Annotated in this window: 12 protein-coding genes; 5 read left to right on the forward strand and 7 right to left on the reverse strand. The window is 70.1% G+C overall.

Features of this window, described 5'->3' with window-relative positions; genetic code table 11:
- Positions 1 to 44 precede the first annotated feature (44 nt).
- Complete coding sequence (locus ACGFY9_RS00965) at positions 45 to 584, forward strand: bacterial proteasome activator family protein (RefSeq protein ID WP_366433202.1); 540 nt, start codon at positions 45 to 47, stop codon at positions 582 to 584.
- An 80-nt stretch (positions 585 to 664) separates the two neighbouring features.
- Here the strand turns inward: ACGFY9_RS00965 and ACGFY9_RS00970 are convergent, their stop codons facing one another.
- Entirely contained in the window at positions 665 to 2284 is a 1620-nt protein-coding gene (locus ACGFY9_RS00970; RefSeq protein ID WP_393750636.1) for a protein kinase, read from the reverse strand.
- A 375-nt stretch (positions 2285 to 2659) separates the two neighbouring features.
- Between ACGFY9_RS00970 and ACGFY9_RS00975 the strand changes: the two genes are divergently transcribed.
- Positions 2660 to 4174: a protein kinase gene (locus ACGFY9_RS00975; protein WP_393751738.1), complete on the forward strand. Its 1515-nt coding sequence runs from the start codon at positions 2660 to 2662 to the stop codon at positions 4172 to 4174.
- Between the two features lie 96 nt (positions 4175 to 4270).
- Here the strand turns inward: ACGFY9_RS00975 and ACGFY9_RS00980 are convergent, their stop codons facing one another.
- The 3 genes from ACGFY9_RS00980 to ACGFY9_RS00990 form a co-directional block, all read right to left on the reverse strand.
- Positions 4271 to 5275: a phosphotransferase gene (locus ACGFY9_RS00980; protein WP_393750638.1), complete on the reverse strand. Its 1005-nt coding sequence runs from the start codon at positions 5273 to 5275 to the stop codon at positions 4271 to 4273.
- 113 nt (positions 5276 to 5388) lie between these two features.
- Positions 5389 to 5790: a pyridoxamine 5'-phosphate oxidase family protein gene (locus tag ACGFY9_RS00985; protein WP_393750640.1), complete on the reverse strand. Its 402-nt coding sequence runs from the start codon at positions 5788 to 5790 to the stop codon at positions 5389 to 5391.
- Between the two features lie 49 nt (positions 5791 to 5839).
- Complete coding sequence (locus ACGFY9_RS00990) at positions 5840 to 6514, reverse strand: response regulator (RefSeq protein ID WP_393750642.1); 675 nt, start codon at positions 6512 to 6514, stop codon at positions 5840 to 5842.
- Between the two features lie 321 nt (positions 6515 to 6835).
- Between ACGFY9_RS00990 and pdhA the strand changes: the two genes are divergently transcribed.
- From pdhA to ACGFY9_RS01005, 3 genes are read left to right on the forward strand one after another with little or no spacing between them, the layout of a single operon-like run.
- On the forward strand, positions 6836 to 7993 hold the full coding sequence (pdhA, locus tag ACGFY9_RS00995; protein ID WP_393750644.1) for a pyruvate dehydrogenase (acetyl-transferring) E1 component subunit alpha: 1158 nt from the start codon (positions 6836 to 6838) through the stop codon (positions 7991 to 7993).
- Position 7994: 1 nt separating this feature from the next.
- Positions 7995 to 9002: an alpha-ketoacid dehydrogenase subunit beta gene (locus ACGFY9_RS01000; RefSeq protein ID WP_393750646.1), complete on the forward strand. Its 1008-nt coding sequence runs from the start codon at positions 7995 to 7997 to the stop codon at positions 9000 to 9002.
- A gap of 10 nt (positions 9003 to 9012) precedes the next feature.
- Entirely contained in the window at positions 9013 to 10434 is a 1422-nt protein-coding gene (locus ACGFY9_RS01005; RefSeq protein ID WP_393750648.1) for a dihydrolipoamide acetyltransferase family protein, read from the forward strand.
- Positions 10435 to 10483: 49 nt separating this feature from the next.
- On the opposite strand, the gene ACGFY9_RS01010 is transcribed toward ACGFY9_RS01005, so the two are convergent.
- Genes ACGFY9_RS01010 through ACGFY9_RS01020 form a run of 3 tightly spaced genes read right to left on the reverse strand, consistent with a single transcriptional unit; the run spans position 10484 to position 12188 of the window.
- Complete coding sequence (locus ACGFY9_RS01010) at positions 10484 to 11173, reverse strand: contact-dependent growth inhibition system immunity protein (protein WP_393750650.1); 690 nt, start codon at positions 11171 to 11173, stop codon at positions 10484 to 10486.
- A 24-nt stretch (positions 11174 to 11197) separates the two neighbouring features.
- On the reverse strand, positions 11198 to 11557 hold the full coding sequence (locus ACGFY9_RS01015; protein ID WP_393750652.1) for an RNase A-like domain-containing protein: 360 nt from the start codon (positions 11555 to 11557) through the stop codon (positions 11198 to 11200).
- A gap of 40 nt (positions 11558 to 11597) precedes the next feature.
- On the reverse strand, positions 11598 to 12188 hold the full coding sequence (locus tag ACGFY9_RS01020; RefSeq protein ID WP_393750654.1) for a hypothetical protein: 591 nt from the start codon (positions 12186 to 12188) through the stop codon (positions 11598 to 11600).
- Between the last annotated feature and the right edge of the window lie 48 nt (positions 12189 to 12236).

A 12236-nucleotide genomic window follows, 5' to 3' on the forward strand; every position in this document is an offset into this window, starting at 1 on the left:
GGGCACCACGGTCGTGAGGTGTACGAGTGCGAGAGAATGGCGGCATGGAGATGCCGAGGAACGAAAGGTCACCGGAGAAGCCTCAGATCCTGGTCGTGGGACAGGACGGGATGGCGCTCGGTGGCACCGGGGACGAGGACTCCCGCGAGATCCCGGTGACGGAGATGGTGGAGCAGCCGGCCAAGGTCATGCGGATCGGCAGCATGATCAAGCAGCTTCTTGAGGAGGTGCGTGCGGCTCCCCTCGACGAAGCCAGCCGGGCTCGGCTCAAGGAGATCCACCGCAGCTCCGTGAAGGAGCTGGAGGACGGTCTGGCGCCCGAGCTGGTGGAGGAGCTGGAGCGGCTGTCGCTGCCGTTCACGGACGACGTGACGCCGAGCGACGCGGAACTGCGCATCTCGCAGGCCCAGTTGGTGGGCTGGCTGGAGGGGCTGTTCCACGGGATCCAGACCACGCTGTTCGCCCAGCAGATGGCCGCGCGGGCGCAGCTGGAGCAGATGCGCCGGGCGCTGCCGCCGGGCGTCGGCGACGGCACCGAGGAAGGGCAGCCGGGCGGCGGCCGTGTGGGCGGTCCGTACCTGTAGGACCCGCACCCGCACTCTTACCGTCCACCGTCAAAAGGGCCCGGCAGCCGATGCTGCCGGGCCCTTCCACATGAGAGACGTCAGGACGGGTTGCCCGTGGACACGCCCAGCTGGATCTGGGGCATGTCCTTGGGGTCCACGTCCGTGCCGGCCGCCGGGAACTGGTCCATGACCGTGCCCTGGCCGTAGGTGTTCTCGTCCTCGGACTTGATCTTCACCTTCCAGCCCGCGGCCTGCAGGCAGGACTTGACCGAGTCGATGTACTTGAACTGGAAGTCCGGGATCTGGATCTTGCTGGGGTCGTTGTACGACTCCTCCGGCTCCTTGCACGCGGTCGTCGCGATCGTCTTCGACGTGTCGCCGTCGCGGTGACCTTCGACCGCGGTCGCCGAGGTGCTCGCGCTGCTGTCGCTGCCCTTCGCGTCGTCATCGCTGCCGTTGTTCATCGACAGGGCGACGATCAGCGCGCCGACCGCGATGACGGCGACGACCACCGAGCCGATGATCACCGGCTTGTTGCTCTTGCCGCCGCCTCCCCCGGACGCCGGCGTCGGGTGCTGCGGGGTGAGGTTGTACGGCGGCGGGGTCGAGAGGCCCTGCTGCCCGAACCCGACCGAGGGCTGCGGCTGGTAGCCCGCCTGCTGCGGATAGCCGTAGGCCGGGGCGGGCGCGGGCGTGCCGCCGTAGGGACCCGGCTGGTACGGCGTCTGTACCGGGCCGGTGGGCGCCGGGGCCGCCTGGTCGACCGGCGGGAAGACCGCGGAGCCGACGCCCGCGCCGCTCTGCGCGGGCGCGCCCGGCACGATGCTCGGGGCGGCCTGGAGCGAGGCCGCGACGCGCAGGCACTCGTCGCGCATGGACTCGGCGTTCGGGAAGCGCTCGTTCGGGTTCTTCTTCAGCGCGCGGGCGATCAGCGCGTCCACGGCCGGCGGCAGGGAACGGTTGATCGAGGAGGCCGCGACCGGCTCCTCCTGCACATGCGCGTACGCGATGGCCAGCGGCGAGTCCGCGTCGAACGGCAGCCGCCCGGTGACCAGTTGGAAGAGCATGATGCCGACCGAGTACAGGTCGCTGCGCGCGTCCACGCCCCGGCCGAGGGCCTGCTCCGGCGAGAGGTACTGCGGGGTGCCGACGACCATGCCGGTCTGCGTCATCGAGGTGACACCGGACTGCATGGCGCGGGCGATGCCGAAGTCCATGACCTTGACGACGCCGCGCTTGGTCATCATCACGTTGCCCGGCTTGATGTCCCGGTGGACCAGGCCCATCTCGTGGCTGATGTCGAGGGCGGCCAGCACGTCCGCGGTGATCTTCAGCGCCTTGTCGGCGGGCATCGCGCCGAACTGCCGTACGTCCTCGTCGAGTACGGAGCCGAGTGGGCGGCCCTCGACGTACTCCATGACGATGTACGGCATCGTCGTGCCGTCGAGGGCGTCCTCGCCGGTGTCGAAGACCGAGACGATGTTGGTGTGGGTGAGCTTGGCCACGGCCTGGGCCTCGCGGCGGAAGCGCTCGCGGAAGGCCTGTTCCCGGCCGAGTTCGGTGTGGAGTGTCTTGATCGCGACCTGGCGGTCGAGCACCGAGTCGTACGCCAGGTGCACCGAGGCCATGCCGCCCTCGCCGAGCAGGTCGCGCAGTTGATAGCGGCCACCTGCGAGCGCGCGCCCCGCATGGTGGCCCTGTGCGCCGTCCTGGCTCATGTCCCGTGTCCCCCATCGGCGCCGGCTCAGTGATCGAAAGTGCCATTCCCGGCCAAGTCTGCCGGAGGGCACTGACACGTCAAGCGCGGTGCCCGTTCCGTGACCGTACGCGAAAGAAGAGTCGTGGAAGCGTTACAGGTGCTGTACCGGCGGTACACAGAATTTGCACGACGGCCCGTGATACCGATTTGATGGCCGGTCCGTCTCCGGACGATTCCGGCACTGATCCCGGAACGGCGGCTTGCGCCGAGCCTGTAGCGTGGCCGACGGAGACCGTAACAACACCGCGCGCACCGCGGGCAGAAACGACGGCGAGGACTGATGGCACAGCAGCACGCTCAGGGCCCGTCCGACCCCGAGGCGGCTGGCGGCGGAATGTCGGACGCACCGGAGCTGTGGGGTAACGGCGGACTGGTCGGCGACGGCCGGTACCGGCTCACCCACAGACTGGGCCGGGGCGGTATGGCCGAGGTTTTCGCGGCCGAGGACGTACGGCTCGGGCGCACGGTCGCGGTCAAGCTGCTCCGCTCGGACCTGGCCGAGGACCCGACGTCGAAGGCCCGCTTCACGCGCGAGGCCCAGTCGGTGGCCGGCCTCAACCACCACGCGATCGTCGCCGTGTACGACTCCGGCGAGGACTACGTGGGCGGCATGTCGGTGCCGTACATCGTGATGGAGATCGTCGAGGGCCGCACGATCCGCGACCTCCTCCTCAACGCCGAGGCGCCCGGGCCCGAGCAGGCCCTGATCATCGTCTCCGGCGTCCTGGAGGCGCTCGCCTACTCGCACCAGCACGGCATCGTGCACCGCGACATCAAGCCCGCGAACGTGATCATCACGCACAACGGCGCCGTCAAGGTCATGGACTTCGGCATCGCGCGCGCCCTGCACGGGGCGTCCACGACGATGACGCAGACCGGCATGGTCATGGGCACGCCCCAGTACCTCTCCCCGGAGCAGGCGCTCGGCAAGGCCGTCGACCACCGCTCCGACCTGTACGCGACGGGCTGCCTCCTCTACGAACTCCTCGCGCTGCGGCCCCCGTTCACCGGCGAGACACCCCTGTCGGTGGTGTACCAGCACGTCCAGGACATCCCCGTCCCGCCGTCCCAGACCTCCAACGGCGTCTGCCCGCCGGAGCTCGACGGCCTCGTCATGCGCTCGCTGGCCAAGGACCCGGACGACCGCTTCCAGACGGCCGAGGAGATGCGCGGGCTGGTCCAGTACGGCCTGCAGATGCTCTACGACCAGGGAGGCCACACCGGGACCTGGAACACCGGGCCCGTGACTGTCGCCAACGGGCAGGGCACCCCTCCGGGGGGCTTCGCCGGTACGACCGTGATGCCCCAGGGCGACTCCTCCGGGACCACGCAGATCCCGCAGCCGATCCTGCCCGGCGGTTACGGCAACGGCGACGACGGCGGCTTCGAGGGGCACGGCAACCACGGCAGCGGCCGCGGCAAGCTGTGGATCCTCGCCGTGCTCGCGGTGATCGCCATCGCGGCGGGTGTCGCGCTGGCGCTGAACAACACCGGTAACGGCAGCGGCGGTTCGAGCACCACCCAGTCGCCGACCACCTCGCAGTCCGCGACCGACGACACGGCCACGGAGTCGCCGAGCGACGACACGACAGCCTCGCCGTCCGACACGAGCACGGACGACAGCGGCACGAGTTCCGGTTCGGACTACACGCCGTCGTACACGCCCTCGTACACCCCGACCGAGACGGCCACCGAGGAGCCGTCGAGCACGCCGACCCCGTCGGCCACCAAGTCGGCGCCGAGCACCCCGTCGGCGACGGCCTCGGCGGACCCGACGGACACGGGCGGCACCGGTGACGCCGGCGGGGACGACAGCGGCGGCACCGTCGCGGGCGCCCTCGGCGGCTGACCCGGACCGGATCACCGGCACCGAAACACTCACACGCGCGTGCGCCCCGTAACAGGGGTCCACGCGCGCGTGCTGTTTATCGCTGTCCCGGTGTCTCTATGGGGCGCCCTCCGCGAACGCCTCGCACACCGCGTCGTACTCCCGCGTCCACCACACGGCGAGGGCCGACGCGGCCGGGAACTGGGGGTCCGCGCGGGTGTCGCCCCGCTCGTAGTGCCAGCGCAGCATCCAGAAGTCGTTGAGCCGCTCCCACCACACCCGGTGCACGGCGGCGGCGAGTTCGGCGGGGCCGGCGCCCGCCGAACGCCGGTACGCGTGCGCGTACGCCCGCACCTTCGGCAGGTCCAGGGCCCCGTCGGGCCGTACGAAGAAGATCGCGGCAGCGCGTACGGCCTCCTCCGCGCGGGGCTGGACGCCGAGGCGGTCCCAGTCGACGATCGCGGCGGGGGCGTCGCCCTTGTAGAGCAGGTTGAAGGGGTGGAAGTCGCCGTGCGTCCACCCCACGGACGCCCCGCGCGGCGGCCGTCGGTCCGCGTGCCGTTCCAGCAGCTCGCGCCGCTCCAGGAGCCGGTGGCGGGCCAGTTCGTCGAAGGCGTCGGCCGGCCGGTGTCGGCGGACGTGCCCGAGGAGGTCGTCGATGAGAGCGAAGGTGTCGGCGGGGTCGGCTCCCGGCGCGCACTCCTCCCGGCGCCCCGGCATGACCCGCTCCAGGCTCGCGTGGACGACCCCCAGGAGCGCGCCGAGGCGCCCGCACTGGTCGGCGGTCAACTGGCCGCCGTGGCGGTGCCTGCCGTCGATCCAGGGGTGCAGGGCGTAGGCGTGACCGCCGACGACGGCGACCGTACGGCCGTCGCGGGCGGGCAGCGGGGGTGCCACGGGGACGCCGAGGTCGGCCAGGCGCCGGGTCGCGGTGTGCTGGCGGGCGATCGCCCCCGGGTCCGCGGTCTCGGGGTCGAAGTGGTGCTTGAGGAAGTAGCGGCCCCGGGTCGTGCGGAGCCGGTAGCCGCGGTTCAGCAGGCCCTGCTCGACGGGTTCGCAGGTGACGGCGGACCCGGCGGCGTACTGGCGGAGGAGGGCGCCCAACGGGGGCGCGTGGAGCACGGGGGGTGGTACACGTAAGGGCGGCACGCGGCCGATGCTAGGGCACGCGGCGGGCCCTTGAGCTGCGGTTTGTCACAGAAAGTCACCGCTCGATCGTCGATGGTCGCTTTCGGTCACAGGGCGTGCCCGAAGCGCCGTTCCGGACCGCCGTCCGCCGAGTGCACGGTGCCCAGCCGCGGCTCGATGCGCAGGTACACCATCGCGTCCCGCGCCGGGCCGAAACGTTCGACCTGGTCGGCCGTCGGCTCGTGGGGCTCGCACGTGCCGATCACCTGTACGGACCACAGGTCGTCATCCGGCCCGGCCGAGTCCAGGTTGTCGGCGCCGTACGCGACGACGCGGTCCACGCACGCGTGGTGATGGCCGTGGCTCCGGGGCATCCGCAGCAGCAGCCGCTCGTCCGCCACGATGTGACGGGCGGGCGCCAGGAAGGGCAGCGCCCCCAGGGTGGTGGCCACCCGGCCGTGGTCGGTGCGCGCGAGCAGATCGACGGCGAGCTGTTCGTCGGTGGGCATGCACTTACTGTCGGATGGGCAACCCCTCCGGGGGAGGGGTCTTTGGTCCCTAATGACGCTGCTGCTCGGCCTGTCTCTGTGCCTGTTTCTGTGCCACATAGGCCGCCGCCTGCGAGCGCCGCTCCATACCGAGTTTGGAAAGCAGACTCGACACGTAGTTCTTGATGGTCTTCTCCGCGAGGTGCAGCCGCTCGCCGATCGCCCGGTTGGTGAGCCCCTCCCCGATCAGGTCCAGGATCCTGCGCTCCTGGTCGGTGAGGGAGTCGAACTTCTCGTCCTGCTGGGGGCCGCCGTTGCGCAGCCGCTCCAGGACCCGGGCGGTCGCCACCGGGTCGAGCAGCGACTTGCCGGCCGCGACGTCCCGTACGGCGGACAGCAGTTCGTTCCCCCGGATGGCCTTCAGGACGTACCCGGAGGCGCCCGCCATGATCGCGTCGAAGAGGGCCTCGTCGTCCGCGAAGGAGGTCAGCATCAGGCACTTCACGGACTCGTCCCGCGCGCGGATGTCGCGGCACACCTCGACCCCGCTGCCGTCCGGGAGCCGTACGTCGAGAATCGCCACATCCGGGTGCGTGGCCGGGATCCGCACCAGCGCGTCGGCCGCCGTGCCGGCCTCGCCGACCACCTCGATGTCGTCCTCGACCGAGAGCATCTCGTGGACACCCCGGCGGACCACTTCGTGGTCATCGAGGAGAAATACGCTGATTTTTCCGTCTCCGGGCACGCGGTAAGTCTCACATACGGGCTCTTCCCGTGCCCGAGGTGAGCGGGATAACGTGCCGTTGTTCCGGCCCCCTGCAAGGCTGTGACCAGGACTTGTTCCCGACTTTCGCGATTTACTTGGAAATCCAAGCAAAATCGCAGGTCAGGAGGGGTTTCACAGAATTGTGGAGCACTGGGTAACGTGCCTGTTGCAGGGCGCTCGCCGGGGCACCTGTCACGCCTGTTCCCGACGAAGCGCACCCACCCTGTGCGTCCGTGGGGCGCAGGTGAGCCGCACTGGCACCCGGCGAACCCGGGGAGCCGGACCGACGGAGGAGCACACGTGACCGTGGAGAGCACTGCCCCGCGCAAGCCGCGACGCAGCGCCGGAAGCAAGGCCAAGGGCGCCGACCCGGACCTCGTCCAGCTGCTGACGCCCGAGGGCAAGCGAGTCAAGAACGCGAAGACCGCCCCGTACGACAAGTACGTCGCCGGCATCACCCCCGATGAGCTCCGCGGCCTGTACCGCGACATGGTGCTCACCCGCCGCTTCGACGCCGAGGCCACCGCCCTGCAGCGCCAGGGCGAGCTGGGCCTGTGGGCGTCGCTGCTCGGCCAGGAGGCCGCCCAGATCGGCTCCGGGCGGGCCACCAGGGAGGACGACTACGTCTTCCCGACCTATCGCGAGCACGGCGTCGCCTGGTGCCGCGGGGTCGACCCGACCAACCTGCTGGGCATGTTCCGGGGCGTCAACCACGGCGGCTGGGACCCCAACACGAACAACTTCCACCTGTACACGATCGTCATCGGCTCGCAGACGCTGCACGCCACGGGCTACGCGATGGGCGTGACCATGGACGGCGCCGACAGCGCCGTGATCGCGTACTTCGGGGACGGCGCCTCCAGCCAGGGTGATGTCGCCGAGTCGTTCACCTTCTCCGCGGTCTACAACGCCCCGGTCGTGTTCTTCTGCCAGAACAACCAGTGGGCCATCTCCGAGCCCACCGAGAAGCAGACCCGCGTCCCGCTCTACCAGCGCGCGCAGGGCTACGGCTTCCCGGGCGTTCGCGTCGACGGCAACGACGTCCTGGCCTGCCTCGCGGTCACCAAGTGGGCGCTGGAGCGGGCCCGCAACGGCGAGGGCCCGACGCTGGTCGAGGCGTACACGTACCGCATGGGCGCGCACACCACCTCCGACGACCCGACGAAGTACCGGGCCGACGAGGAGCGCGAGTCCTGGGAGGCGAAGGACCCGATCCTGCGCCTGCGCACGTATCTCGAAGCCGCAAACCACGCGGATGAGGGATTTTTCGCGGAACTCGAAACAGAGAGCGAAGCGTTGGGCAGACGAGTGCGCGAAGCGGTCCGTGCCATGCCGGACCCGGACCGGTTCGCCATCTTCGAGCACGTGTACGCGGACGGGCACGCGCTCGTCGACGAGGAGAGGGCGCAGTTCGCCGCCTACCAGGCGTCGTTCGCGGATGAAGAGGGGGGTAAGTGACATGGCGGCACAGACTGCGGCACAGACCACGACGTTCAAGAACCTGCCGTTGGCCAAGGCGATCAACGAATCGCTGCGCGCCGCCCTGGAGTCCGACCCCAAGGTCCTCATCATGGGCGAGGACGTCGGCAAGCTCGGCGGCGTCTTCCGCGTCACGGACGGCCTTCAGAAGGACTTCGGTGAGCGCAGGGTGGTAGACACCCCGCTGGCCGAATCGGGAATTGTCGGCACGGCCATCGGCCTGGCTCTCCGCGGCTACCGCCCGGTGGTGGAGATCCAGTTCGACGGCTTCGTCTTCCCGGCCTACGACCAGATCGTCACCCAGCTCGCCAAGATGCACGCGCGCTCCCTGGGCAAGGTCAAGCTCCCGGTCGTCGTCCGCATCCCGTACGGCGGCGGCATCGGCGCGGTGGAACACCACTCGGAGTCCCCCGAGGCGCTGTTCGCGCACGTGCCGGGCCTGAAGATCGTCAGCCCGTCGAACTCGTCGGACGCCTACTGGATGATGCAGCAGGCCATCCAGAGCGACGACCCGGTGATCTTCTTCGAGCCGAAACGGCGCTACTGGGACAAGGGCGACGTCAACACGGAGGCGATCCCCGACCCCCTGCACAAGGCCCGCGTGGTCCGCGAGGGCACGGACCTCACCCTCGCCGCCTACGGCCCGATGGTGAAGCTCTGCCAGGAGGTCGCCGACGCGGCCGCCGAGGAGGGCAGGTCGCTGGAGATCCTGGATCTGCGCTCGGTGTCCCCGCTGGACTTCGACGCGATCCAGACCTCGGTCGAGAAGACCCGCCGCCTGGTCGTGGTCCACGAGGCGCCGGTGTTCTTCGGCTCCGGCGGCGAGATCGCGGCCCGCATCACGGAGCGCTGCTTCTACCACCTGGAGGCCCCGGTGTTGCGTGTGGGCGGCTATCACGCCCCCTACCCGCCGGCCCGCCTGGAGGAGGAGTACCTGCCGAGCCTCGACCGGGTGCTCGATGCCGTCGATCGCGCTCTGGCGTACTGAGGAGAGGGTCGTGACGACGATGACTGAAGCGTCCGTACGCGAGTTCAAGATGCCGGACGTGGGCGAGGGCCTCACCGAGGCCGAGATCCTCAAGTGGTACGTCCAGCCCGGTGACACCGTCACCGACGGCCAGGTCGTCTGCGAGGTGGAGACGGCGAAGGCCGCGGTGGAACTGCCCATCCCGTACGACGGGGTGGTCCGCGAACTCCACTTCCCCGAGGGGACGACGGTGGACGTGGGCACGTCCATCATCGCGGTGGACGTGTCCGGGGGCGGGGCGGCTCCGGCGGAGACCCCGGCCGAGGCTGCTCCTGAGCCTCCGGCGGAGGAGAAGCCGGCGGCCCGCACACCGGTACTGGTGGGCTACGGAGTGGCCACGTCCTCCACGAAGCGCCGGCCGCGCAGGGGCGCGGAGATCCCGGCGCAGGACGCGTCGACGATGTCGTCGGCAGCGGCGGCCGTACAGGCGGAGCTGAACGGCCACGCGGCGGCGACCGGGACCGGGGCCGCCGTAGCGCAGTCCCGCCCGCTGGCGAAGCCGCCGGTGCGCAAGCTGGCGAAGGACCTGGGCGTCGACCTGGCGACGGTGACCCCGTCGGGCCCGGACGGCGTCATCACGCGCGAGGACGTGCACGCGGCGGTGGCTCCGGCGCAGGCTCCCGCGCCGGTGGCGGCTCCGCAGGTCCAGGTGGTTCCGGCCGCCGCACCGGCGACGTACGACTCGGCCCGGGAGACCCGTGTCCCGGTGAAGGGCGTGCGCAAGGCGACGGCGGCGGCGATGGTCGGCTCGGCGTTCACGGCACCGCATGTCACGGAGTTCGTGACGGTGGACGTGACGCGGACGATGAAGCTGGTCGAGGAACTGAAGCGGTCCGACGAGTACGGGATGCAGGGCCTACGGGTGAACCCGTTGCTCCTGATCGCCAAGGCCCTGCTGGTGGCCATCAAGCGCAACCCGGACATCAACGCGTCCTGGGACGAGGCCGCCCAGGAGATCGTCCTCAAGCACTACGTCAACCTCGGCATCGCGGCGGCGACCCCGCGCGGCCTGATCGTGCCGAACATCAAGGACGCCCACGTGAAGACCCTGCCCCAACTGGCTGAGTCACTGGGCGAGTTGGTGTCCACGGCGCGGGACGGCAAGACCTCCCCGGCGGCGATGCAGGGCGGCACGGTCACCATCACCAACGTCGGCGTCTTCGGCATCGACACCGGCACACCGATCCTCAACCCGGGTGAGTCCGCGATCCTCGCGGTCGGCACGATCAAGCTCCAGCCGTGGGTCCACAAGGGCAAGGTGAAGCCACGTCAGGTGACGACGCTCGCGCTGTCCTTCGACCACCGGTTGGTGGACGGGGAGTTGGGGTCGAAAGTGCTGGCGGATGTGGCGGCGATCCTGGAGCAGCCGAAGCGGTTGATCACCTGGGGGTAGCGGGTCAGCGATCGGGGGCCGCGCATCTCTGTGAGTGGGGGTGCGCGGCTCAGCTCTGGTCCGTCGAGGGCCCGTAGTCGGCGCGCGGCACGGTCAACTGGTCGGCGACGAGGGCGAGCCAGCCGCTCGGTGAGTACGGCGTCGGTGGGTCGACCTCCATGCCCAACTCGGCTACGGCGAGGGCGTAGTCGGACTCGTCGAGGTCGAGGGCGAGGAGTTCGTGCAGCTCGCCGACGAGGTGGGCGACCAGTTGCGGATCGGTCAAGGTCCGGTAGTCGTCGATCGCCGCGTCGTGGTCATCGAACTCGTCCGGCATGTCCTGGGAGAACCAGCCGCCGAGGAACTGGCCGACTTCGGGGAAGCGGGCGTGCCATTCCCAGTGGGTGGCGGGGGTCGCCGGGGGCGGGACGTCGCCCTCCTCGACGCTGTGTTTGATGTGGTCGGCGAGGCAGTACAGCCACTGCTGGGTCGCGCCTTCGGGGAGACCCACGTCCGGGATGGCGTAGAACTCGCCGAGGCGCAGACGGAGTCGGCCGGGAGGGTTGTCGGCGTACTCGCGGAGCTGGCGTTCGGCCACGGCCAGGGCCCAGGGGCGGGTGTGCCAGGTGTGGCGGAGATAGGCGGTGAGCGCCTCGCTCGGCTTGTCCGGGGTGTCGTCGGCCGGCTGACCGGCGTAGGCGCGGATCACCTGGTCCAACTCGCCGTAGCGGCGGTCGTGTTCGAGGGGACTCAAGGGCACGGGATCAGCCTCTGCGGGTCGTCGTCACAGGTACATCGGAAACGTGGCGTGGACGGCGAAGCCGTGCGGCCGGGACGCGTCCCGTTTCAGGATCACCCGGGCCGCGCGGACATCGACGGGGTCTCGCCCGGCGAGCATCATCGCCTGGAGCAGGACCCGTCCGACCGGATCGGGGCGGGAGGGCCAGGATGCCTCGATGGTCAGGCGGGGGCGGGTGGACTGGGCGAGCCAGCGGTGGATGGCCTGCTCGTTGGCGGTGACGGTTTGTTGGGTGGCCCATTGGGCGGTTTCTCGGTCGGGGTAGGTGGCGGAACGGGTGGCCGCCAGGGCAGGGGGTTCGGGACCGGAACCGGCGCTGTCGGCGGTGTTGCCGATGTTGTTCATGGAGTTCCTCCGGATGGCATCGGACGAAGAGGCCGTGCACTCAGGTGGCGTCGAAGGACCAGAAGATGCCGACTTCGGTCTCGCACACCGCGAACAGGCCGAGATCCCAGCCGTGTTGGGAGAGGGGCGTGCAACCAGTGGTTGCCTCATAGAAGTCCGGGACGTCGGCGTCGGGGCTTGGTCCGCTGTATGACCCCGGGTAGCCGCTGTTCGTGTAGAAGGACGTCTCCTCCGGGAAGCGGGAGAGGATCACCCGGGCCTTGCGTTCGAGTTCCGGCCGGCGGGCCTCGAAGTCGTTCCATTTGCGCTCGTTGGGAACATCCAGCCAATTGGTGGACAGCATGACGAGCAGCCGTTCCACCGACGTCCGGGGCACGGTCCACAGTCCGGCCGGCCAGTCGGGACCCGGCTCCTCGAAGGGAGCCAGCCAGTCCGCGCGCCACTCCTCGTCCGCCTCCGACCAGTACTCCAGGGTCCGCCAGGAACGCGGATCCGAGACCTCCTTGCGCAGCAGCGCAAGCGCGTCCTGCGACCAGTCCTGGTGGGTGCGCGGTCCCACCGTGACGATCGAGTACCGCCGCTCGTACATGGTCAGGGCATCCGCCCAGGCGTCGGCGTCCAGTGCTGTCATCGGCTCTTCCAGGAAGGGGGAATCGGTGGCGTTGCGGCTGTCACGGTT

This window comes from Streptomyces sp. NPDC048504, from assembly GCF_043200035.1.
Classification (GTDB): domain Bacteria; phylum Actinomycetota; class Actinomycetes; order Streptomycetales; family Streptomycetaceae; genus Streptomyces.